This is a genomic window from Aetokthonos hydrillicola CCALA 1050 (assembly GCF_017591665.1).
In the GTDB taxonomy this organism is placed as follows: Bacteria; Cyanobacteriota; Cyanobacteriia; order Cyanobacteriales; family Nostocaceae; genus Aetokthonos; species Aetokthonos hydrillicola.
In genome coordinates, this window is the sequence record NZ_JAAKGC010000021.1 from 37,216 (window position 1) to 60,468 (window position 23,253).

Consider the following 23,253-nt stretch of genomic DNA (forward strand, 5'->3'; position numbering starts at 1 on the left):
CGAAATTTTTTCGTAGCGCTTTTACATCGTGTGTAAATAGATGAAAAGCGCTATAATTTATGGCTCTTCTTCAAGAGTTGAACTTAATTCAAACATTAAAGGTTAATTAGTTCAAACTCAAGTCAATGGTCGCTTAACGCATTACCTACAGATATATTTGTTTGAGTATCAGCGTCTGATCTACGCACATAGTCTAAAGTATTACAAGCTACGTTATCCCCTCTACCACACATATTAGCTAAGCTATTTTGAATACGTTGAAGATTTTGACAATCTATTGCACGGCGTAGATCATAACATCCATGAATAGCATTTCGACCCGAAATATAGGGCTCCCTGTATAACAATGGACGAGGATATTGGCCATGTACTGAATTAGTCCTGACAATAAAGCTGGTACTGACAAAAAAGGCGCTAAGTAACGGAGCCGCCACAAAAAGATTTGCAAAAAAAGTTGAAAATTTGTTCACACTCATGCACTCCTAATTTGAAATTTCTCGAATAATACGAATATTACAATAAAGAAGTTTAGAAAATAAAGAGTAGAAGAGATTACAAATTGTAAACCTACTTACAGTAGTTTAGAGCTTACACATTGACAAAGTAGACAAAACAGCGAATTACTAATTACTCTTCAAACCTTCATAGCGACCACTAAGCCATCCATCACAAAGTCTACCTCGACACTCATACTCTGTTTTTACTGACAGAATCAAAATATGCAAGATGTAGACGTTTAGCATTACAAACATCTAGGCTTAATTCCAATATTTGCAATAGATATCTCCGAAAAAGAATATAAAAAGCTTCTACAGTTAGAGTCAGTGCCTCATCTCAGTAGAATACTTGTGACAAATGGTAGTAATGGCATAACTGAATACTGATGAAGAGTACGTCAGAGAATATTTTGGCATTTTTGATAGTAATAAATATTTCTTGATTGGTCGTAATTTTTATTAAAGAAAAATTACTTATAGTGACTCTTTATCAACAAAATTATTGTAGTGCGGGCATCTTATCTTGCCCGCGTCCCATATACAAATTAAATGGGTAACAGCTTAAAAGTTCTATTGTGGGTTGCTTTATGGAATATTGCTCGATTTGAATTACCGCCCTGTGCAAAAAATCGTAGTTGGGCTTTTTTGCGCTAAAGCCCAACTACGAACTAGTGATCGTTTATTTGTACTGACCTAGTTATTAAGTACTAACTATTTTAACTTTAGCTTCTGATTGAGGTAAATTGACCTCTGGTTGAGTTCTTGTCCAATGACGATGCATAGTTATTGCTTGGACGAAATCTTGCGCGACACTGTTGATGTCTGAAGGATTTCTACTTGTGATAACACCCTTTTGAGAGGACAAATGTCCGTTAGACTGTTGTTTGTCCAAACCGATGAGCTTCACGTCTGGAGCCATCATGAGCAGGTCAACGCCTTCGCCTGTTGCTGCGATCGCTTTATAATGCTTGAGAGCATCATTGATAAACTCAATAACGTCTGCTTCCTTCTTCAAAGTCTCAATGCTTTGCTTTCCACCAGGAACATAAATAGCGTCAAACATTACTGAAGCAGAAGTGAGGAATGTCTTACTTACCTCTACTTCTTGACCATCCGCGCTCTTGATCTTACCCTTGAACTTTGAAACAACCTCCGGTAAAGCTCCAGCACCTTCCAACGCCTGCTTAATAGCCGACAATTGGGAATAATCGAAGCCGTCAGCCGCAAGAATACCAATGCGCCGAGTCTTAATTGTATTAGGCTTAGGCATATTCTCAATACTAACTGCTGGAGAAGATTGCCCATGATTTTGTGTAGCTGCATGAGTAGGAGCAGGAACACCAATACCCATAGCAATGAGTTTTGCTAATTCGTGATCCACGTGGTTGAAGTTTTCAACCATGCGTTGTCTAACCTCTTTACTCTCAACTTTGCCTAACTCAAAATGAGCAGCTTTTACCAAGTGTTCTTTTTCAGGAGCAGATAAACTATTCCAGAACAAGGTAGCTTGGGTGAAGTGGTCACTAAAACTCTTGCTGCGCTGGCGGATTTTATGCCCTTCAACCTTTTCCATATAGTGTGCATATCCAGCCATTGCTTCAGGAGAAGTCATTGGACAGCCACCACCAAGGGAGTTTGGATAATAGTTAGTCTTACCTTGGTATATATTCATTTGCATAAAACCATCACGCTGGTTATTATGCACTGGGCATACTGGGCGGTTAATTGGTAGGTGTTCAAAGTTTGCACTACCAAGACGATGCTCTTGTGTATCGTGATATGACATTAGTCGAGCCTGAAGAAGTGGGTCGTTACTATAGTCAATACCAGGTACAACGTGTGATGGTTGGAAAGCGACCTGTTCAGTTTCAGCAAAGAAATTCTCAGGATTACGGTTCAAGACCATCTTTCCAATTGGTCTGACAGGAACAAGTTCCTCTGGAATGATCTTAGTCGCATCAAGGATGTCAAAGTCGAACTTAAATTCGTCTTCTTCCTCAATGATTTGTACCCCCAATTCGTACTCTGGGTAGTCACCCTTCTCAATCGCTTCCCACATATCGCGGCGATGGTAGTCAGGATCTTTACCTGCTAGCTTCTGCGCCTCGTCCCAAACAAAAGAGTGAACACCTAGTAACGGTTTCCAGTGGAATTTTACAAAGCGTGCCTTACCTTGTTCGTTCACAAAGCGGAATGTGTGAACACCAAAGCCCTGCATCATCCGATAGCTTCTAGGAAGAGTCCGATCAGAAAGGATCCACATAATCATGTGCATCGATTCAGGTACGAGCGAGATGAAATCCCAAAAGTTATCGTGCGCTGCTGCGGCTTGAGGCATCTCGTTGTGAGGTTCAGGCTTAAGGGCGTGTACAACATCTGGGAACTTTATTCCGTCTTGGATAAAGAACACTGGAATGTTGTTACCTACCATATCGTAGTTACCGTCTTCTGTGTAGAACTTAACTGCAAAGCCCCGCACATCTCGTACTGTATCTGCTGAACCACGGAAACCAGCTACTGTAGAAAAACGGACAAATACAGGCGTCTTTACTGAAGGATCTTGCAAAAACTTCGCCTTCGTAAGATCCACCAACGATTCATAGGGTTGAAAATAACCGTGAATTCCAGTTCCACGAGCGTGAACAACTCGCTCTGGAATGCGCTCACGATCAAAATGGGTCATTTTTTCGCGCAGATGGAAGTCTTCTAATAATGTTGGTCCGCGATCGCCAGCTTTTAGAGAATCGTCGGTGTTAGGAATACCTATACCTTCATTACTCGTAAGATGCTCGCCTACTTCTTTACGAAACGGTTCTAGGTTTTTGTCTTTGCTTTGTTCGTTGACTTGGTTACGCTCTGTCATAGTTCTCTGAATTTATGTATGAATGGTAGTAAGTTTCGTTGCTTCAAATAAAAATCAATCCTCATCCCGCCCATGAACTTGGGCAGGTGGACTAGTTGCTTCAACAGCTGTCAATGGTTCTAAAATTTTGTAGGTATGGGAGGCTCCTTTAGGGACTACCCAAGAAGCTCCTTGCTCTAACAAAACTGTTTGACCTTCGATGTGTAACTCAGCGCGACCACTAATTACGTAGCCGACAGTTTCATATTCACGCGTTGCTGGTTCTTTAGGTTCCCCTGGCTGCTCATTCTCCCAAAGACGCATTGATAGAGCTTTGCCAGATGCTAGATACTTCTGACCAAGTTCACCTTTAGGAGAATAAGCAGAGTCAACTTTTTTAACGCTTGTGTCAGCCATTTTTATCTCCTCTAGTAACAAAGAATTCAGGAGCCAGAAGACAGGAGTCAGGAGGAGTAAGTACTGCAGCTGGGTTTCCCGGCGTAGGAATCGGGCTTTTGGGCTGCCCGCTTTCTTAGCATCCAGCGTTCAGGAATCAGCGCGGGAATTTTGTCTTACTTGTCGATGAATATAAAGGGGGTCTAAATTTAAGGACTCGATTCGTTCTGACTCCTGAATTCTGAATTCTGACTTCTTTACTATGGTTTAAGAACAACCTTGATGCAGTTATCTTTCTTGTGCTTGAAAATTTCGTAAGCGTGAGGTGCTTGTTCTAGTGGTAAGCGATGGGTGATGATGTAGGATGGATCGATTTCACCGCTTTGAATGTATTCAAGCAAAGTGTGTAAGTATCGGTGAACGTGAGTTTGACCTGTTTTAAGAGTTAAGCCTTTGTTCATAGCAGCACCCATAGGCACTTTGTCTATAAAGCCACCGTAAGCACCTGGGACTGAGACATTACCTCCTTTACCACAAGCTAATATCACTTGTCTTAAGGCTGTTGGTCGGTCTGATTCTAGACGTACTGCTTGCTTTGCTTGATCGTAGAATGCTAAGAAATCTGTGCCGTGTGCTTCTAGTCCTACTGCATCAATAACAGCATCAGGACCACGACCACCGGTCATTTCTTTGAGAGCATCACCAACGTTAACTTCCTCATAGTTTAGCACTTCGTCGGCTTTGCTTTGCTCTTTTGCCATTTGTAAACGTTCTGGAACGCGGTCAATAGCAATAATTCTCTCAGCACCGAGCATACGAGCACTTCTGATTGAGAATTGTCCAACTGGTCCACAACCCCAAACAGCAACAATATCTCCCGGTTCTATATCGCAGTTTTCTGCTGCCATATAACCTGTTGGGAAAACGTCTGTCAGGAACAGTACTTGGTCGTCCGTTAATCCATCAGGAATTTTGAACAATCCGACGTCAGCGAACGGGACTCTAGCATACTCTGCTTGACCACCTGCATAACCGCCAAAAATATGTGAGTAACCAAATAGACCAGATGGCGAATGACCCATTATCTTTTCTGCCAACCAACCATTTGGATTGGAATTGTCACACAACGACCATAAATCACGTTGGCAGAAAAAGCAGTTACCGCAAGCAATAGTGAACGGAACAACGACGCGATCGCCTACCTTGACATTCTTGACCGCACTACCCAGTTCTACAACCTCCCCCATAAACTCATGACCAAGGATATCGCCCTTTTCCATGGTGGGGATAAAGCCGTTGTAGAGATGCAAATCTGAACCGCAAATTGCCGTTGAGGTAATTTTGATAATGGCATCACGCGGGTTAAGAATTTTTGGATCTGGCACTGTATCAACTTGCACATGATTAGCGCCGTGCCAGCAAACTGCTTTCATTCTAATTATCCTTAATTGTTTTTAATACTGACGAGCTAGAGGTCAGTAAACAGTTATCAGTTATCAGTTATCACGGTACGTATACCTTGAACACTGATAACTGTTTACTGTTGACTGTTTTAAGGCTCCTTATTAAATCTCTATCTATCTTTGTCCAAGTTCAAAAAATCTTTTGTACTCTTAGGAAGAGGTTCATCAAGATTTAGTTTTTCTTTGATGTTTTGGGCAGTTTTTTGCACGTTATCAATTACACCACCTGTTCTATTATTAGCTGCGTGTTCAGGTGTACCTTTGTAATAACGACCTTCTGGTGTTTCCACATTTAATTTAACAGAATTTAGTTGCTTGCCGAGATTTTCAGAACCTTCTTTTACCTTATTTTTAGCTTGTTCAGCTAAATTTTGTCCTTGGTTTGTAACGGAATTTCCGTCAGGTGTACCTTTATAGTATATACCTTCAGATGATTCTACAGTATTATTTGCCTGTGCTTGCAAGGCACTACCGTAACCAAAAGACTGAATGACAAAAACAGTCAATACTACTAAGAAAACAGTTGTGATTTTACGAAAAGAAAACTTTTTGACGAAAGAAATCACTTTATTCATAAAAGACCTCCGATTGGATTGTTGTAATTAGGTAACGTTTAAGGCTCTCATTCTTTAGAAGAACTTAGAAATCCTAATAAATTTATAGTGAGAAACTCAATATAAAATTTCCGAACTCTGATTTTTATCAAAGATTGCTATCAACCATGTCATGGTTTTAGTAAAACTTTAATGCAGTTATCTTTTTTATTCTTGAAAATTTCAAAGCCCTGCTTTGCTTCTTCTAAAGATAAGCGGTGAGTGAAAACACGGGAAGGATCGATTTTACCTTCTAAGACATAGCCTAGTAATCTAGGAATGTATTTCTGTCCGTGCATTTGCCCCATTCTAAAGGTCAAGGCTTTGTTCATGAATGCGCCTATGGGTATTTTGTCCACAAAGCCGCCATAAACACCCATAATCGATAGAATGCCTCCCTTACGACAAGCTAGAATCATTTGCCGCAGTACATGAGGGCGGTCAGTTTCTAGCCTTACTGTTTGCTTAGCTTGATCGTAAATTCCTTCTAAACCTATGCCGTGTGCTTCTAGTCCCACAGCATCAATACAAGCATCAGCACCGCGTCCACCTGTCATCTCTCTAAGGGCTTCACCTGCATCAACTTCTTCGTAGTTAATAGTTTCTGCTTGAGCAAAATCTCTAGCCATTTGGAGACGTTCAGGAAATCTATCAATCCCAATAACCCGTTCAGCACCCAGCATATAAGCGCTACTCATAGCAAATAGTCCTACAGGACCACAACCCCAAACTGCTACGGTATCACCACGCTGGATATTGCACATTTCTGCTCCCATAAATCCAGTTGGGAAGGCGTCGGATATGGGTAGCACTTTTTCATCAGGGAGTTCATCAGGAACTTGAGCTGCACCAAAGTCAGCAAAGGGGACACGAATATACTCTGCGAAGGCTCCTGCATATCCACCAAAGGCGTGAGAATAGCCGAAAATACCCGCCGTTCCAAACCCGAATAGTTTATCTTGTATCCAACCATTAGGGTTGGTGTTGTCGCAAAGAGACCACTTTTGTCGTTGACAGTAATGGCATTGACCACAGCCGATGATAGAAGAGACAACGACGCGATCGCCCATCTTTAATAGTTTAACTTCACTCCCGATATCAACGACTTCCCCCATAAATTCGTGACCGATAATGTCACCTTTTTGCATTGTGGGGATATAGCCGTCGTAAATATGTAAGTCAGAGCCACATATAGTTGATGATGTAACTTTGACAATAGCATCGCGCGGATTGAGAATTTTCGGTTCAGGTACGGTTTCTGTGCGCACATCATTAGAACCATACCAGCAGACAGCTCTCATATAGATTCTTATTAGTTATTTAACAAGGAGTCAGAAGTCAGAATTCAGGAGTCAGAATTAAAGAGATGGAATTTTAAAACCTCGTTATTTATCAGTCAGTCACTCATTCTGAATACTGACTCCTGGCTCCTGAATTCTTGTTTTAATCTTTCCCTTTTGGTTGTCCCTCAGTTGTGGCAATTTCGCCTGCTTCCATCAGCATCTTAAAACGGCGTAATTCATCACCTATTTGTTGCTCTGGTTCTTTGCCGAAAATTTTTGCGAAAGCAGCTGCTAATGCTCCTCCAGGTGGGTTATATTCAAGAACGATCTTGACCTCAGTGCCGCGATCGCCTGGTGCTTCTTTAAAGCGGATAAAGCCAGAGTTATCAACATCTGCTCCCTCTACCGAAGCCCAGGAAATAAACTCATTTTCCCGATCCTCTATAATATCTGCATCCCATTCTACAGTTGTGCCTAGTGGTGCATCTGCGCGCCAGTGAGAACGCTTATCAGTAAGCACATCTATAGATTGAATATGCTTCATAAACTTCGGCAGGTTTGTAAAATTGTGCCAAAATCTATAGAGTTCATCTGCTGGTTTGTTAATCGTTACCGTTTTTTCAACTTTGATAGCTTGATTAATACCCATTGCTTCCTGCGCGTGCTTTATTGTGCTTTGTCTTGTCGCACCTTGGTAAATGAGACCTCCTCCAGCCAACGCTGTTAACACTCCTCGTAAAGAGCGTTGCTTTAAACCCATTAGCACTAATGCACTACCACCGATTAAAGAAGCCCAACGTTCAGTATCACTCGCTTCACTTTGGCTAATATTTTCCTGATCGCCTGAAATATATTCCACTGTTCTATTTCCTTAAGCTTAAAAAACCTACATCTATACAGCTGCAGCTGTACTCGGCTGTGCTGGTTTTGTTTCACTACCAACCTGCGCGCGATACAGAGCTAAAAGTTGCTGCTCAGACTTCAATAGGTCTTGATACATTTCCATGAAAATAGCAGTCGTGAGTGGGTCTGTGTATGCAGCTACTAACTTGCTAATATCACCTATACCTGTTTGCACATCACCCAAAGCAGAGCGTAATAGAGATATGTCATCGCTTCCGGTAAAGGCAGTTTTTACTTTGGCATACTGGTTAGCAACATTTGCTGTCAATGATGGCTTTTCACCTAATTCTTTAAGACGTGCTTCCAATACTTGAATGTGACGCTGCTTATCACTGATCATTTGTTGGAAGAGCAATTTCACTTCTTGATCTGATTGTTTCTGGGCGTACTTCTGTAGCGCTTCTTGCGAATAATGCTCACCAGCAAGAGCTGTATTCAAACCTTTAACAATCTCACCCTTGGTTGAACCACCCCAAGCATCACCTAGCTTCCACCATTCAGCTTTCTTATCTTGGGTATCTGGTAAAGCTGCGTCCTTACCACCGTAACCGAGATAACCCAATATAGCTGTAGTGAATATTGGCAAATCTCCTGGTTGACGCGATGTGATTAGATTTCCATCAATCGCCAGAGGTGCATCCAGATAATTTGCACCTGCGTTGATCATGTCTTTGCGAATCGCTACAAAACCCGTCGCTTGTTTACCTTTGAGTAAGTCACCTTCAATTAAAACTTGAGGTCCGTGACAAACTGCAGCTACTAGCTTTCCTTGCTGCATTACCTCTTGTACGAAGCGTACTGTATTTGGGTTCCGACGCATTTTGTCGGGAGCTACACCACCAGGAATAACTACAGCATCAAACTCAGAAGCCACAGCTTCAGTAGTGGTGGCATCGGCAGATATGGATAGTTTGCCGCGTTTACCTTTGTAATCCTCGTTCGTGCGGGAGCCAAGGATAACGACTTCTATTCCTGCTTGTTTTAAGCCATTGTAAGGAACTTGGAACTCTGCATCTTCTACATCGTTCTCAATCAGAATTGCAACTTTTTTCTTACGAAAATTGTTATTTGAACTTGGCATGATATTTCCTTTTGTTTTTATGAAACCGCGAACATTTCTCTATAGTCTTCCGATAGATTCACCTGTAAATCAGCAAATTCTCCCGGAGTCACAGCGTCTTGTAAAACTGCAAACACAGAGCGCACATGCATAACTGCTGCCGTGGGAGCTACTCCCTCTTTTTCACTTACACGTTTAATAAACTCTTCCAACCCGAAATGTTGGCCATTTTCCCCTTCTCTTCCAAGCAAGCATTCACCTAATTCTTTAGGTAATTGTGCGGCGAGATCCTTTGCTTCGTCTCCAACAATGCGTTCTTTAATTGTTTCTAATGTGGCGCGGGTAGCCCGTTCTGCTTCTTCACGAGAATTTAACAGGCCAAGACTTTGAACGTGTTTTATAAATTCGTCGTACTTCATTTTTACATCCCCTTTCATTAGAGTAAACACTTAATAAAAATTTATTTATGTAAGGAACGAATAAATATTACTTTTACCACAGTTTGCGGTGTAAATAAAAATACAATATATTCTCATTCATTCAATTATCTGTGATAAATCATTAAAGTTTCTTCGCTCTTAAGAAAGAGTTTTTTTAATTTTAATATCCCCAAAAATATTTTATTTTAAATAAAAAAGTTATGAGTGTGAATTGAAGACAAAGTGTTAGCTTGTGCAGAGTTCCCAATTCCTAACTCATAACTCTGATAAAGTCACTATAGCGTGAATTGATACATAATAAGGTTATGCATCAATTGCTGGCTTCTCTTCAATCTAAAGAGAGAGATTGTTTTATTTCTAAGGTGATACATCTTTAGGAAGACAAGCTTGTAAACAGAAAACGTTATCTTGGGGATGCAGTAAGGTCAAGTAATATAGCGGAACCAACTGCTCTTCTAATTGATTTAGGCACATATGCCTTAAGCAGGGTTAAACATGGAGAACCCTTTTGATAGTGTAAATCTTAATAGTTATTGAAGAGCAATCGGAGTTCATTATGACATTTACTCAAGCCAGCGATCCAAATATTCAAGAAAATGTCAAAGCATTTCAAAACTTAAACGTGGATGATCAATTAGCCGCGTTTTGGTTTATTTATAAGCAAATGGGTAGTTCCGTTACTCCTGCTGCGCCTGGTGCTAGTACCGCTTCTCCGGACATTGCTGAAGGTTTGTTCAATCAAATCAAGGAAAAATCTCATGAAGATCAATTGCAATTTCAACGCGATTTAATTAACAAAGCAGATAATGAATACACTAGGATGTATGGCTCATTGAGCGATACAACTAAGTTGCTGTTTTGGTATCGTTTATCCCAAGGTATGGATGATACAACTATTATTCCTGTGCCTGCTGATTATCAACCTTCCTCTGAAGTTCAAGCCGTTGTTAATAAAATTGCCTCATTAGATTACGAGCAGCAAATTACCGTTTTCCGCGATTACGTATCACCAATGGGCGCTCAACCTAAAGCTGGTGCTGGAGTCTAAAAATTTTTGATGCCCGCTAAAGATCAATCATTAGCATAATAAAAAACCTAGATAAACACATTGCAAAGAAAAATCACAATGTGTTTATCTAGGTTTTCACTTATCAGATTTGCACCCTGAATTCATCACGTCTTTGACTTTACTGTATGATCATCAAGCAAGGTGCTATTCTTTTCATCTCTCTTTAGGTAGGTATCAAAACTATAAGCCACCGTACCACTCATATCCCTGATCTACCCAGTAGCCTTTAGAAGGTCTTAGATTGTTTACTAGTGTAATGCGAGTTACCCATTTACTTTGCTTATAGCCAAGTTTGATTGGAGAAGCCAGACGTATAGGCGCACCATTATCAATTGACAGAGGTTGACCATTTTTCTGATAAGCCATGAGTGTTTGGGGATGGGTAGCAGAAGGTAAATCCCAACTTTCGTAGTAACCATCTGCTGACTTAAAGTAAACGTAGCGAACATTGGCTTTTGGTTGAGCTAAATACAAAAGATCTCGCAACCGTATCCCACCCCATTGAACAATCGCCGCCCACCCTTCAACACAAACGTGACGAATAATCATAGAGGTTAAAGGCATGCGTTGAAGATCTGGCATACTCATGCTGAGAGGATGGTTTACTTCGCCATCAATAATCAAACGAAATGTTGCTGGGTCAATTTCTGGGGTCTGATCATATGTATTAACTAACAAAGCATTTGGCTCAATAGCGCTACGAGGAAATTCAGGTGCAAGTTTTTGAGGATTAAATATTAAACTCTCTATCTTTTGGTTAAACGGCTCAGAAGTTTTGTTTACAACATCTTGAAACAAAGTAGTAGCACAACCACCTAACAAAAAGCTAGCACTCGAGAGTCCAGAAAGTTGTAGAAACTGGCGACGGAGTAATGAACGACGGAAAACTTCAACTTGACGCATGGAAAAAACTCCTCTACCAGAAAATTGACTGAATAAGACGTGTACCTCCCACTCTCAAACCTAATAGAGAGTGTACGAGTGCAAAAGCTACCACGATTGGTACTGTGGTAAAGTGAACTATCCGTATTGCTTGCCAACTGCCACCAAAACAATCAACGATCCAGTTGAATTGAACTGGTTTGTACATTCCTAGTCCACTAAATATAGCAACTAGCAAAACAGGAATGATAGCCGTATAAACTAACCGATGCCACGCGTACGTTTTGCGCTTGACGTTTTGACTATTCTGTAGCGCTTTTAAGTCTTTGTTGCTTACGAATCGATTTTTCCAGCGTCGATTGATTAAAATGTAAAAACCATACCAAAGTAGATTAAGTGCAAATAACCACATCGCAGCAAAATGCCAGTGTCTACCTCCAGCTAACCAACCCCCCAACAAGAATAAATTCGGAATTTTCCAGCCGCCTCGTCCACCAAAAACGGGGTTGGCATTGTAAATCTGTAATCCACTGCCAATCATTAAGACTAGACTAATTATATTAACCCAGTGAAAGACTTTTGCCGGAACACTCTGCGCTGGAACAGGTGGGGACTTAGATTTTTTAGAATCAGCAGGTGCATTCACAGTTAATAACCAGTAATGTTTATTAATAAAGTAGTTTCTCTAATAGTAAGGAGCAAGTGCTATCTTAGACGACTAAAGAAATTTGCTCCATTCTCTCGAAGATGGTAAATATAACAAGAAGTTTTGATAACTAGCTCATGATATCCACAAATCATTTAACACTAAACTTGGTTGAAGGTTCTGTGTCTGTCAGTTTTTCTCCGGAAGCAGCACAGGAACTAAAAGCAGCACTTAACCAACTCATGCAGAGCTTAAAAGCTGTTGCGGCTAAAACCACTCCTAGCAGTGGTAAAGTCACTCCCCAGCCTCCAATGGAATATTGTCACACGGGGCATGTGTTTTTAGAAATTTTTTGTAATCCTAATATTTGGCCCACTCCCTTTGCAGCTAAGGTTTTACTGACTGTTCGTGATGCCAATATCCGCTTAACTACAGAGGCTGAATTAACCCGAGTGATGGAAGATGTAAACCAGTATTTGGAGGAAGCAGGTTAAATACTTAAACTCCAACGCCTCTAAGATTTTTCAAGGCTTCATCCTGAAACTACCTTGAGGCGCTGGTTTTTTCTACATATTGTTATTTTTTGTGAATTATTAATAAGAGGTAAAAGAAAAATTAAGGTTTGGGAAACATTAAAAGTAAGGTCTTAAGCGTGCTGTGAAAATCAGCATTATCTATAAATATCAACTTTGAATCAGTTTATGAAGACTGCACCAGACGACGACAATCCAATTAAGGATTCTATGGAATCTCCTATGGCTAGCCTCAAAGCCAAGAAAAGGAAAGGAAAAAAACTCAAGAAACGCACGACTGAAGGTGAAGGAAGTTCTAAAATATCCAATCGGTTCTACGAGAAAAAACTAGCCAAGCTGCAATTAGAACTAGTGAAAATGCAGTACTGGGTGAAGTTTACAGGTGCCCGGATTGTGATTATTTTTGAAGGACGAGATGCCGCAGGTAAGGGCGGTACTATTAAACGGATTGCAGAACCCTTGAACCCCCGTGGATGCCGTATCGTCGCTTTAGGCACGCCTAGCGATCGCGAAAAGACTGAGTGGTACTTCCAACGCTACGTAGCTCATCTGCCATCGGCTGGTGAAATTGTTTTGTTTGACCGCAGTTGGTATAACCGTGCTGGCGTAGAACATGTAATGGGCTTCTGTACAGAAGAACAATACAATCATTTCATGCAAGATTGTCCAGAATTTGAACGGATGCTGGTGCGTTCGGGGATCATTCTACTGAAGTATTGGTTTTCTGTTAGCGATGATGAGCAAGAACGCCGGTTTCAATCTCGATCCACTGATCCAGCACGGCGGTGGAAACTCAGCCCGATAGATCTCGAATCGCGAAATCGTTGGGTGGAATACTCTAAAGCCAAGGATGCTATGTTTGCTCACACCAATATTCCCGAAGCGCCTTGGTTCACCGTTGAAGCAGACGACAAAAAACGTGCTCGCCTCAATTGTATTTACCACATCCTCAATAAGATTCCCTATGTGGATATGACCCCTCCACCCCTAGAACTAGCGCCCAGAAAGCCTGGCGATAACTATGTTAGACCACCACGAAATGAACAGTTCTTCATCCCACAAACTTATTAGGTGGTCGTTTTTTGACACATAATTATGCCCAAATAATAAAAGTAAAAAAATGACTCGTCTCCGTAGTAAGATGTACTAGATTCAAAAGTATTTGCAATACTTTGCACAGTCATCTAACAAAAAAGTATGAACAGAAAACGCATTGTTCGTGCCTTGCTAATAGCGCTGGGTTTTGTAACTACCACAACATTAACAGTTTCGGCTTCCGAAAGTATTTTTAAATTGATTTACAAAGTTTCAGAGTTAACATCTAATTATGATGACCCATCGCTAGTACGTCAGCCAACCGCAGCCAAGGTTGTAGTTGAACATCTTAGAGCACTAAACAGTTGTAACCTTGATCGGATTTTAGCTCAGTATCCGGATGTCGCTGAGATCCATTTGCCTAATGGTACTGTGACCAAAGGGCGTGATCAATTGTATGAGCTCTTCGCAGGCTTCGTTAAGCCTGGTGGGGAAGGAGGTTTCTGTGGCATTACCTTTACCCCAGAATATGTTAGTCAAGTCGGTGGCACTATCAACGTTCAATGGAGAGTTGATGCTCCTTTCTTAGCAGAACCTTATCGTGGCTCTGATGCCTACGAAACTAAGGATGGGTTAATGTATGCGCAGGTGACTACCTTTAATGGCAATGACCTGAAGTTTAAATAAAGCTTAGAAACCATTGACAAAAGCCACATTTCAGCTTATCCAGAGTGGGGTATCTTTGTTTTTTGTGAGGAGTTAGTCATGTTTCGTTTTAAGCAAGTCTTTGCTATTACAATAATCAGCTTGATGGCTTTAGTCGGATGCAACAATGCTGAAAAACCTACCCCACAATCCTCATCTACAGCAAGTCCTGCGTCTAACATCACAGCACCAGTTGAGAAAGCGAACCTGAATGGGATACAAGGTGTTATATCCAAAACTAAGACGGCTGTTTCATCTGGAAATTTTGCCAATGCTAAAAAGGAATTTGGGAAATTTGAAGGTTTCTGGTCGAAGGTTGAAGACAAAGTGAGATCTCAATCTCCTCAGAACTACAAAGCAATTGAAGATAATTCAGACCAGATTACAAACGAACTTAAAGCCTCTACTCCAAATAAAAAGAAAGTTCTACAAGCTTTACAATCTCTTGACAAAAGTGTCACTAATGTCTCTAAGTTGTAAACTTCTAGCAGCTTCAATTCGTTGTAAATAAACCAAGCTAAGGAGCGAATAATGACTCGCTCCTTAGTTGTCTTTACTATCCCAATCAGGGAGAGCTATTACAGTTTTTGTTGAGACGTTTGGACAGGGAAAGGTTGATAAAAAGCAGAGATTATCCTTAAACACAAGGGTTCAATTTTTTATTAACATCACACATCCAAAAAAAAGCCCTGCTCCAAAACCCAAAATTAAAAAATGATTAATCGTTTTCCCATTCTTCTCGGCCAATGAGATCGGCAATGCGATCGCGTAATAGGAAATCGCACTTTTCTAGCTCACATTCAACACAGACCCACTCTCTGGCTGGAATATATTGGCAAAGGCTATATATAGGTTGCTGTCGGCTAACGACTCCCTTCTGGACCAAACGCCTTGCTTCGTCTTGGATCACATCTAAAGAGTAGTAACTAATAGAAGGCACCGTATTGACACTCATTGTTTTTTACTCACAAATTAACACTTAAGTAGTGTTCCCAATAATGTTTCAGGAACAAACATGGTCACGAATAGACTTGTCGCTAGGGTTTTGTATTTTGCTATACGGAACTAATTTCATTTTGACGCTACATCTCCTCAATTTATGTAAATAAATATTAAGAAAGTCATCAAACTCTGACATATTTTTATATTTTATTTCATAAATGCCATTTTGAGTAGTCTATTTATCCTGATTGAATTGTGTGTCGGTTGTATAATATTTGCTATTTAGCACATTCAGGCAGGTTTTACAAATTAAGCAAAGATTAAGTTGCACAGAGGCCATTAAATACTAAATAGTGAACCTAAAGCGCTGTTTTGCGCTGCTGGCATTTGTCCATGGGAAAAAACTATAGGAGTATCTGCTGCTAGCAAAGGTATCAACAGCTTCAAGGCTTATGGGCTACCGTACATTACTAAAGCTTGTAAATTGCCATTTATTAATAATTTCTTCAACAAATCCTCAGCTAGTTGAGTCAGGCTAGCGCTACCTCGGAACGGATTTCCTCGGACAAATATTTGTAACAAAGTACAAAGCTCTATGTTTTGAATAGCCTGACTAGGAGTATGACTATCAATGATTTGAGCGATGTAACCGCTTTGATAGGTCAGTGTAATTGCAGATGCTTGATGGTTTAAAAAATAACATTTTAAGAAATCATCAACCGCTATCATGTTATATAACTCAATTATTGAAGAATAATTAAGCTTTATTGCATTTATGATATTTTCTGATGAGAACACAGGACCTTGAATTATTTGGCTGTATTGCAAAATGTCAGTAACAGTGGTATGGGCATCGTTGTGGGCTGTACCTTGGATTAAATTTAGAGTACTGACCTGCGGAGGGAAGATTTTCGCCTTATTAGTGCAGATCTGGCAGTACGTCGTGTACGAAAGCAGAAAGTGAACACAAAAAGTATAAATCTAACTACCGATTCTTGACAGATGTGTCTGACCCTTAGTCTTATTTAAGCAACCACCCTCAAACTTTGTCTGTAAAGTACTAAGCTAATTCCCAGGATTCAATTGTTGTCTGAGTTACCAGATTTTTGTACAAACAGTTGAGAGAAAAAGACAAAGCAAAGTGCCTTGTCTTCCCCCTAAAGTCAGGTTCCTGGCAAATCGCGCAGTTGATCAGGTAAATGATGGCGATCGCCCAATACTTCCAGTAACGGACCATGCTCACCGAACTTCACAATACTGACAGATGCTGCAAGGGCATTAATGCGATCGCGATAACGCCCTATATCGATCCCCAAAAGGCTGCATAGTATAATTCTGATTGTTGCCTTATGAGACACCACCAACACATTACCAGTCGAATACTTTTCTTGAATTTCTGCGATGACCGGCATTGCACGGCTAGCTATTTGTACAGAGGTTTCTCCTCCAGTGGGTGGGTTCCAAGCAGGTTCAGTTAACCAACGAACATAATCCTCTGTAAAATGCTGTTGGACAAACTCGGCGGTTTTATCCTCCCATTTCCCATAACCAATTTCCTTCAATCCCGGACGTATTTGCATTTCGACGCCTATTGCATCACACAACGGCTTTGCTGTGGCGATCGTGCGTTTCATAGGACTCACATACACTGCTGCCCAAGGTAAAGAGTGGTAAGTCTCAGCAAACGCCTTTGCCATCTGAGTACCTTCGTTTGTCAGTTCTGGATCTAAATCTCCACAGTAGCCTCCGGTGCGGCTATAAACTGTTTCTCCGTGCCTGAGAAAATATAGCCTTAAGCTCATAAATTTGTCCTTTTGATATTGGGTAACCACGATCATGAGGTAGGGTGCGTTAATAACGCACCCTACAACAGTCTGAACTATAGAAAAAGAATTCAGAAGCCAGAATTCAGAATTCAGGAGCCTTAAAACCGTGAACAGTAAGCAGTTATCAGTGTTCAAAGCCTACAGTGCTGTGATAACTGACTCCTGACTCCTGACTCCTGAATTCTGTTATGTGATCACAGTTGGCTTGTCTTTACCGGTGTAGTGGTGAATCTGAGCTATTTCATCACTAATGGCAATTAAACTTGCTAGTGCTTGTTGGGGATCAAGGTTATGCTTACTGGGATCACGCTCATAGCTTTCAAGATAAAGCCTTAAGGTAGCACCTTGGGTACCTGTACCAGAAAGTCGAAACACTATACGAGAGCCATCAGTAAAGCCAATCCGAATACCCTGATTTTGACTAACGCTACCATCAACAGGGTCAGTGTAACTGAAGTCGTCGCTGTATTCAACTTGATACTGACCAAACTGCTTGCCTTTCAAAGTTGGTATTTGGGAGCTTAAATTGGTTATGAGATTGTTAGCTCTGTCTGTCTCTACTTCTTCATAATCATGACGGGAGTAGTAATTGCGCCCGAAGGTTTTCCAGTGTTCTCGCACAATTTGCTCTACAGATTGCTGTTTGACAGCTAAGATATTGAGCCAGAAAAGAACTGCCCATAACCCATCTTTTTCGCGTATGTGATTAGAGCCAGTCCCAAAACTTTCTTCACCGCAAAGAGTTGCTTTACCAGCATCTAAGAGGTTCCCAAAAAACTTCCAGCCGGTAGGTGTTTCATAGCAATCAATACCAAGCGCAGCAGCAACGCGATCCACAGCTTGACTGGTAGGCATGGAACGTGCTACCCCAGCCAAACCAGAACTATAGCCAGGAGCGACTTTAGCATTTGCCGCTATCACTGCTAGACTATCGCTAGGGGTAACAAAAAATTTCCGACCCAGAATCATGTTGCGATCGCCATCTCCATCAGAAGCTGCACCAAAATCCGGTGCTTGTTCACCGTAGAGAATATCAACTAAGTCGTGGGCATAAACAAGATTCGGATCAGGGTGTCCACCACCAAAGTCTTCTAAAGGCACACCATTGAGCACCGTTCCGGTTGGTGCACCTAACTTCTCCTCAAATATGGCATGAGCATAAGGTCCAGTTACAGCATGTAGAGAATCGATACATATGCGAAACTTGCCAGAAGTGAGCAGCTGATGAATCCGCTCAAAATCAAACAAAGATTCCATCAACTCGGCATAGTCAGCAACTGAATCAATCACCTGTACAGTCATTGAACCGAGTTGAAAACTTCCCAGTTTGTCTAAATTTACATCACCCGCTTCTAGTAACCGATACTCTCTAATCGTTTTACTACGACTGTAAATTGCTTCTGTCACCTTCTCTGGTGCAGGTCCCCCATTACTGATATTGTATTTAATGCCAAAATCGTTTTCTGGTCCACCAGGATTGTGACTAGCAGAAAGTATAATCCCACCGAAAGCTTGGTTCTTGCGAATCACACAGGAAGCTGCTGGAGTGGATAAAATGCCACCTTGACCGACCAGCACCTTACCAAATCCATTCGCGGATGCCATTTTTAATATAGTTTGGATTGCCTGACGATTGTAGTAACGACCGTCACCACCAACAACTAAAGTCTTTCCTTGATAGTCTTCCAAACTATCAAAGATAGACTGAACAAAGTTTTCTAAATAGTGAAGCTGTTGAAAGACTTTAACCCGCTTCCGAAGTCCAGAAGTTCCAGGCTTTTGATCAGTAAAAGGTTGTGTAGATACGGTTTTTATGTTCATATAAGTGTTTTGAACAAATATAACAACGCTAGTTCCTGCCTGATATCTTCTGACAGTCTGAATACAACATCATTCGAGAGGCAAGCTTTGAATACAGGTGGTATTCTACAATACGCAGCAGAAAATAGCCTAACACTGCATTGAAATCAAGCGTGATTCAATAGCCGTTAAGGCATTTAAAATTCTTGTTTCCACCCTAGATGGCTACTTGACCTAGCCAAGATAATCTTACAACAAGGTGTCAGCCATTTTTGATAAATTCTCGCGAATGGAAGTACTGAATCAGTGAACAGTAAACAGTGATCAGTGATCAAAACTTATAGTGCGGTGTTTCCCGTTAGTATTCTTGACTGATGACTGATAACTGATAACTGATAACTGTTAAATGAGCGCTGCAATAATATTGATGGTCATGGCTAAAATTGTAGTGTTAAAAAAGAAGGATAATACACCATGTATCAGAGCCAAGCGCCTCATAAAGCGTGATGTTGTCTGAATATCAGAGACTTGGCTAGTCATGCCAATCACAAAAGAAAAATATAAAAAATCCCAGTAATCTGGTTCGCGATCCTCAGGAAAATCTAGACCCCCAGCTAATTCGTCTTTATTACTTTCGCTGCCGTGATAATAATTGTATGCGTATTGCAACGCGAACATGGTATGCACTAATAACCACGAACCAACAATCGTCATCACAGCAAGCGCGACATGTAGCGCTAGGATAGGAGTCGGCTGCCCTTTTTTATTATTATCACTGAGCAAAAACCCAATCGCTAATACACTAGCGCAAGCAGCTCCAACAATTATAGAGAACAGAGCCAAGCGTCCTGCGTATTCACGTTGCGCATAACGGCGCATATGTTCTGGTGTAGCCCTAACCATTATCCACCAAGTCAAGGCTAGGAAACAATCAATACCTGAGTTCCACGTACACAGAGTTTGTGAGGGGAAGCGCAGCCAAGACGGAAGTACTGTCCACACTAATCCGGCAAAGATCGCTGAAATGACTAGTCGGGGGCGAGAATCTAGATTCTTAAACCATCTATTTACAATAGACACAGGAGACTACTTACTCAAAAGACGAGCATCGATAGTAGTATATCCTTAATTTTCCATCGGCAAAGCTTCTTGTTGAGTTGACGTTGGGTTTTGTTCAGTAGTATTGACTGAGGAAGATGCGCATGGCTGGGCATGAGGTAGGGCTGATAGACCAACCTTTGCTGTTTGATAAAGCCGATTAAACTCCCGCTCATAATGTGGGGCAACAGTGGTATTTTGAACAAATACCAAAGTCTCATCATTTGAGTAATTCCCAGAGTTAGACCAGTTGTGACTACCTGTAATCACCAATACCCCATCTAAAATCGCCATTTTGCTATGCACTCCGCGATCGCCTTTTGGGGAAATAGGAAAACCAACTGTGGTTATAGGATGTTTCCAAGGATGAACTTGTGCGAAACGGCGTTTCTTTCTAGAATGTGGACATAACCCCATAGCATCATAAGCTTTTGAGTAAGGTTGAGCGAAGAAGTCTGGATCTATCAAAATTTTGATATCCTCTACCCCTTGATTATGCACATAGTTAAGAGTGTCACTAATCATTTGAGCTGAATACACAAACAATGCCATATGCACACTCTTTTTAGCTTGTTCCATATAAGAGGTAATAACTCCGTTGCTGGTTAAATCAAGATCCTCACTTTTAGGTGCAGGGGAAAAATGAACCGTGATCGTTCCAGATCCAGCGGGGATTGTGACGGGATTTCTCTGTGGTTTATGCCATTTGAACAACCCTTGCCACATATAGTTGAATTCATCAGTAAAAATTTTGGCAAGTTGAGCATTATCATGAACGACAACCATGTTATTTGGGTTGCCGCGAGTATCGAAGTTGTTAAAATCGCCATGCAAATCCGATGTTGTGAAGTTGCCACTGGATATAATAATTGTTTTACCGTCAACCACTAAAAACTTATGGTGCATCAGCCCACTACCTTTAGTGGCTCCGCCGGATGTATCATCTTTTATCTCTATGCCACTCTCACGTAAAATAGCTAAGGCATCACCAGGATAGCGCTTCAGTTCTTCATAAGCTTCTTTGTCGTGATGATTCATCCGTGCTATTTCTTCTGGAGAATAATCACTCAAAGCTTTGTTATATTTATTATCGAGTACTACTCTGACTTTCACTTGGCGTTTATGGGCAAGCGTTAAAGCTTCAGCTACCTTAGGAAGCCTGAATTCCATAACAGCTAAGTCCACACTTGACTTTGCTTGATTGATAGCATCAATGATCTGCTGCTCTAAATTGTCCCCCTTGCGAGTAAAATGTCGATATGGGTCTTCGTAAGAAGAAGCTAGCTCATGGTTGAAATAAACTTGAACAGCAGGATCTTGAGGTAATGGCTTGAGAATTTCTTTTGGTGAAGATTTGAAGCTGATAACCAGCACAAATCCAAAAATGACAAACAATAATGTAACTAATGTTTTAGAAATGCCAGAAAACTTACGTTCTTTAGAAGTAATAGAATCTGTGATAAATTTCATTTATAATTAATAGGAATTTTTAATAAAAAGGAGTCAGAATACAGGAGTCAGGAGTCAGAATACACCACCCACACTATCAGCGATCAGTCATCAGTTATCAGTGAACAGCCAATAACTCATAACTGAATTGTGGGGATGGTGTTTTAAGAAAAGTTTCAACTCTTATCTCGTCCACAAGGGACGAGGTTGTTACCAGCATTTCTCCTGACTCCTGTTTCCTGACTCCTGACTTCCTATAAATTGAGATGCACCCGAGTTAATGGTAAGCGTCAATCGGTAATCAATGAGATTTGCTACAAGAGCAATTATTGAGTTAATTTGTGTTGTCTACCAGTATTGTTTTAAATAATAGTAACGGCAATGCGGTTATTGCGGAAATTCTTAAAAGAAGAGTAGTTCCACTGACAGGGTAACAAAGCGCGTGGAAGTGGCAAGAATTTGGTAGCTTAGCTGTATACCCTGAAAAAAGATCAGCAAGTAGCAAGCCGCACCGTGTGTTCTTATTAGAGATTTTATGCAAATTTATTTAGATTACAGCGCTACAACTCCCACTCGTCCTGAAGCGATCGCAGTGATGCAAGAAGTCCTTACACAGCAGTGGGGTAACCCTTCGAGTTTACATGAATGGGGACAACGAGCAGCAACGGTTATGGAACAAGCCAGAACACAGGTTGCTAGCTTAATAAACGCACCGAATCCAGAATCTATCGTTTTTACCTCTGGAGGGACAGAGGCAAATAATTTGGCAATTATGGGAGTGGCCCATTTGTACTACAAACCTCAGCATATAATTATTTCTAGCGTTGAACACTCAGCTATCGCTGAACCAGTGCGTTTACTAGAGTTATGGGGTTGGCAAGTTACAAAATTACCAGTTGATGCTAAAGGAAGAGTCAGCCCAATAGATTTAAAGGTAGCACTACAAAGTAACACTGTATTAGTATCCGTGATTTACGGTCAAAGTGAAGTTGGGACAATTCAGCCAATAGAAGATTTGGCAAATGTTGCACGCTCCCACAATGCTTTATTTCATACGGATGCTGTACAAGTAGCAGGGCGCTTGCCTATAGATGTCAGCAAGCTAAACGTAGATTTATTGAGTATTTCTAGTCATAAAATTTATGGTCCCCAAGGTGCAGGGGCGTTGTATATACGTCCTGGTGTGGAGTTAGTACCCTTATTGCGTGGTGGGGGGCAAGAAAGACGACTCCGTTCTGGAACAGAAGCGGTACATACTATTGCTGGCTTTGGCGTAGCAGCAGAATTAGTGAAGCAAGAAATGTTAACAGAAACACCGCGCTTAATCAAGCTGCGCGATCGCCTGTTTGCTCTACTCACGAATATTCCCGGTTTAATTCCTACAGGTGAACGCTTCAATCGTTTACCCCACCATGTGAGTTTCTGCCTAGTAAACGCTGATGGTGAAAAACTTAGCGGTAAAAGGCTGGTACGTCAATTAAATTTAGCTGGTATTGCCATCAGTGCTGGCTCTGCTTGTCATAGCGGTAAACTTAGCCCTAGCCCTATACTTTTAGCGATGGGGTATTCAGAAAAAGCTGCCTTGGGCTCAATTCGGATGACAATGGGACGTGATACAACTGAAGCTGATGTTGACTGGGTGGCAATAGTGCTAAAGCAAATATTAGCTACTATTGCCGATAAAAGTTAACGAACGAGGAACTCAAAAGTCAATCTTTGGTGTATTATTAGCTGTGCAGCAATTTCCGAGGCTGCACATCTGAAAAAGTCAGAGAAAGAAAGCTTTTAGCT

General features: G+C 41.1%; 22 protein-coding genes and 1 pseudogene. 6 read left to right on the forward strand and 17 right to left on the reverse strand.

Annotated elements, in window-relative coordinates; genetic code table 11:
* Positions 1 to 122 precede the first annotated feature (122 nt).
* From G4P69_RS13085 to G4P69_RS13125, 9 genes are all read right to left on the reverse strand, one after another.
* Entirely contained in the window at positions 123 to 470 is a 348-nt protein-coding gene (locus tag G4P69_RS13085) for a hypothetical protein (protein ID WP_208350137.1), read from the reverse strand.
* A gap of 727 nt (positions 471 to 1,197) precedes the next feature.
* Positions 1,198 to 3,360, reverse strand: a complete 2,163-nt coding sequence (locus tag G4P69_RS13090) for a catalase (protein WP_208350138.1) — start codon at positions 3,358 to 3,360, stop codon at positions 1,198 to 1,200.
* A gap of 54 nt (positions 3,361 to 3,414) precedes the next feature.
* Positions 3,415 to 3,756: a cupin domain-containing protein gene (locus G4P69_RS13095; protein WP_208350139.1), complete on the reverse strand. Its 342-nt coding sequence runs from the start codon at positions 3,754 to 3,756 to the stop codon at positions 3,415 to 3,417.
* Between the two features lie 239 nt (positions 3,757 to 3,995).
* Positions 3,996 to 5,168 (reverse strand): zinc-dependent alcohol dehydrogenase, encoded by a 1,173-nt coding sequence (locus G4P69_RS13100; protein WP_208350141.1) that lies wholly within the window; start codon positions 5,166 to 5,168, stop codon positions 3,996 to 3,998.
* 140 nt (positions 5,169 to 5,308) lie between these two features.
* Positions 5,309 to 5,773: a hypothetical protein gene (locus G4P69_RS13105; protein ID WP_208350143.1), complete on the reverse strand. Its 465-nt coding sequence runs from the start codon at positions 5,771 to 5,773 to the stop codon at positions 5,309 to 5,311.
* A gap of 149 nt (positions 5,774 to 5,922) precedes the next feature.
* Positions 5,923 to 7,092 (reverse strand): zinc-dependent alcohol dehydrogenase, encoded by a 1,170-nt coding sequence (locus G4P69_RS13110; RefSeq protein ID WP_208350145.1) that lies wholly within the window; start codon positions 7,090 to 7,092, stop codon positions 5,923 to 5,925.
* A 142-nt stretch (positions 7,093 to 7,234) separates the two neighbouring features.
* On the reverse strand, positions 7,235 to 7,933 hold the full coding sequence (locus G4P69_RS13115) for an SRPBCC family protein (RefSeq protein WP_208350149.1): 699 nt from the start codon (positions 7,931 to 7,933) through the stop codon (positions 7,235 to 7,237).
* Positions 7,934 to 7,966: 33 nt separating this feature from the next.
* Entirely contained in the window at positions 7,967 to 9,058 is a 1,092-nt protein-coding gene (locus G4P69_RS13120; protein ID WP_208345388.1) for a DJ-1/PfpI/YhbO family deglycase/protease, read from the reverse strand.
* 17 nt (positions 9,059 to 9,075) lie between these two features.
* Positions 9,076 to 9,456, reverse strand: coding sequence for a DUF2267 domain-containing protein (locus tag G4P69_RS13125; protein ID WP_208345389.1), 381 nt, complete (start codon positions 9,454 to 9,456; stop codon positions 9,076 to 9,078).
* 577 nt (positions 9,457 to 10,033) lie between these two features.
* On the opposite strand from G4P69_RS13125, the gene G4P69_RS13130 reads away from it, so the two are divergent.
* Positions 10,034 to 10,525 carry an orange carotenoid protein N-terminal domain-containing protein gene (locus tag G4P69_RS13130; protein WP_208345390.1) on the forward strand — a complete coding sequence of 164 codons (492 nt, stop codon included), beginning with the start codon at positions 10,034 to 10,036 and terminating at the stop codon, positions 10,523 to 10,525.
* Between the two features lie 201 nt (positions 10,526 to 10,726).
* Here G4P69_RS13130 and G4P69_RS13135 read toward each other — a convergent pair whose 3' ends face one another.
* Both G4P69_RS13135 and G4P69_RS13140 read right to left on the reverse strand, forming a co-directional pair.
* Positions 10,727 to 11,449: a molybdopterin-dependent oxidoreductase gene (locus tag G4P69_RS13135; RefSeq protein ID WP_208345391.1), complete on the reverse strand. Its 723-nt coding sequence runs from the start codon at positions 11,447 to 11,449 to the stop codon at positions 10,727 to 10,729.
* 13 nt (positions 11,450 to 11,462) lie between these two features.
* Complete coding sequence (locus G4P69_RS13140; RefSeq protein WP_208345392.1) at positions 11,463 to 12,074, reverse strand: cytochrome b/b6 domain-containing protein; 612 nt, start codon at positions 12,072 to 12,074, stop codon at positions 11,463 to 11,465.
* Positions 12,075 to 12,214: 140 nt separating this feature from the next.
* Here G4P69_RS13140 and G4P69_RS13145 point away from each other — a divergent pair, with 140 nt between their 5' ends.
* The 4 genes from G4P69_RS13145 (at position 12,215) to G4P69_RS13160 (ending at position 14,827) form a co-directional block, all read left to right on the forward strand.
* Positions 12,215 to 12,568 carry a hypothetical protein gene (locus G4P69_RS13145; RefSeq protein ID WP_208350162.1) on the forward strand — a complete coding sequence of 118 codons (354 nt, stop codon included), beginning with the start codon at positions 12,215 to 12,217 and terminating at the stop codon, positions 12,566 to 12,568.
* Positions 12,569 to 12,775: 207 nt separating this feature from the next.
* Positions 12,776 to 13,678, forward strand: coding sequence for a polyphosphate kinase 2 (gene ppk2 / locus G4P69_RS13150; protein ID WP_208342637.1), 903 nt, complete (start codon positions 12,776 to 12,778; stop codon positions 13,676 to 13,678).
* 126 nt (positions 13,679 to 13,804) lie between these two features.
* Positions 13,805 to 14,329 carry a nuclear transport factor 2 family protein gene (locus G4P69_RS13155; protein WP_208342639.1) on the forward strand — a complete coding sequence of 175 codons (525 nt, stop codon included), beginning with the start codon at positions 13,805 to 13,807 and terminating at the stop codon, positions 14,327 to 14,329.
* A gap of 78 nt (positions 14,330 to 14,407) precedes the next feature.
* A complete protein-coding gene (locus tag G4P69_RS13160) occupies positions 14,408 to 14,827 on the forward strand; it encodes a DUF4363 domain-containing protein (RefSeq protein WP_208342641.1) in 420 nt (139 codons plus the stop codon).
* 238 nt (positions 14,828 to 15,065) lie between these two features.
* Here the strand turns inward: G4P69_RS13160 and G4P69_RS13165 are convergent, their stop codons facing one another.
* From G4P69_RS13165 to G4P69_RS13195, 6 genes and pseudogenes are all read right to left on the reverse strand, one after another.
* Positions 15,066 to 15,302, reverse strand: a complete 237-nt coding sequence (locus G4P69_RS13165) for a DUF4327 family protein (RefSeq protein WP_208342643.1) — start codon at positions 15,300 to 15,302, stop codon at positions 15,066 to 15,068.
* Positions 15,303 to 15,628: 326 nt separating this feature from the next.
* Positions 15,629 to 16,018, reverse strand: a pseudogene (locus G4P69_RS13175) (hypothetical protein).
* Between the two features lie 434 nt (positions 16,019 to 16,452).
* Positions 16,453 to 17,091, reverse strand: coding sequence for a histidine phosphatase family protein (locus G4P69_RS13180; protein ID WP_208342647.1), 639 nt, complete (start codon positions 17,089 to 17,091; stop codon positions 16,453 to 16,455).
* A 210-nt stretch (positions 17,092 to 17,301) separates the two neighbouring features.
* Positions 17,302 to 18,936, reverse strand: coding sequence for an alpha-D-glucose phosphate-specific phosphoglucomutase (locus G4P69_RS13185; protein WP_208342648.1), 1,635 nt, complete (start codon positions 18,934 to 18,936; stop codon positions 17,302 to 17,304).
* Between the two features lie 381 nt (positions 18,937 to 19,317).
* On the reverse strand, positions 19,318 to 19,995 hold the full coding sequence (locus G4P69_RS13190) for a DUF1345 domain-containing protein (protein WP_310834396.1): 678 nt from the start codon (positions 19,993 to 19,995) through the stop codon (positions 19,318 to 19,320).
* A gap of 45 nt (positions 19,996 to 20,040) precedes the next feature.
* Positions 20,041 to 21,483, reverse strand: coding sequence for a phospholipase D-like domain-containing protein (locus G4P69_RS13195; RefSeq protein WP_208342649.1), 1,443 nt, complete (start codon positions 21,481 to 21,483; stop codon positions 20,041 to 20,043).
* A 514-nt stretch (positions 21,484 to 21,997) separates the two neighbouring features.
* On the opposite strand from G4P69_RS13195, the gene G4P69_RS13200 reads away from it, so the two are divergent.
* Entirely contained in the window at positions 21,998 to 23,152 is a 1,155-nt protein-coding gene (locus G4P69_RS13200; protein ID WP_208342650.1) for a cysteine desulfurase family protein, read from the forward strand.
* Positions 23,153 to 23,253 lie beyond the last annotated feature (101 nt).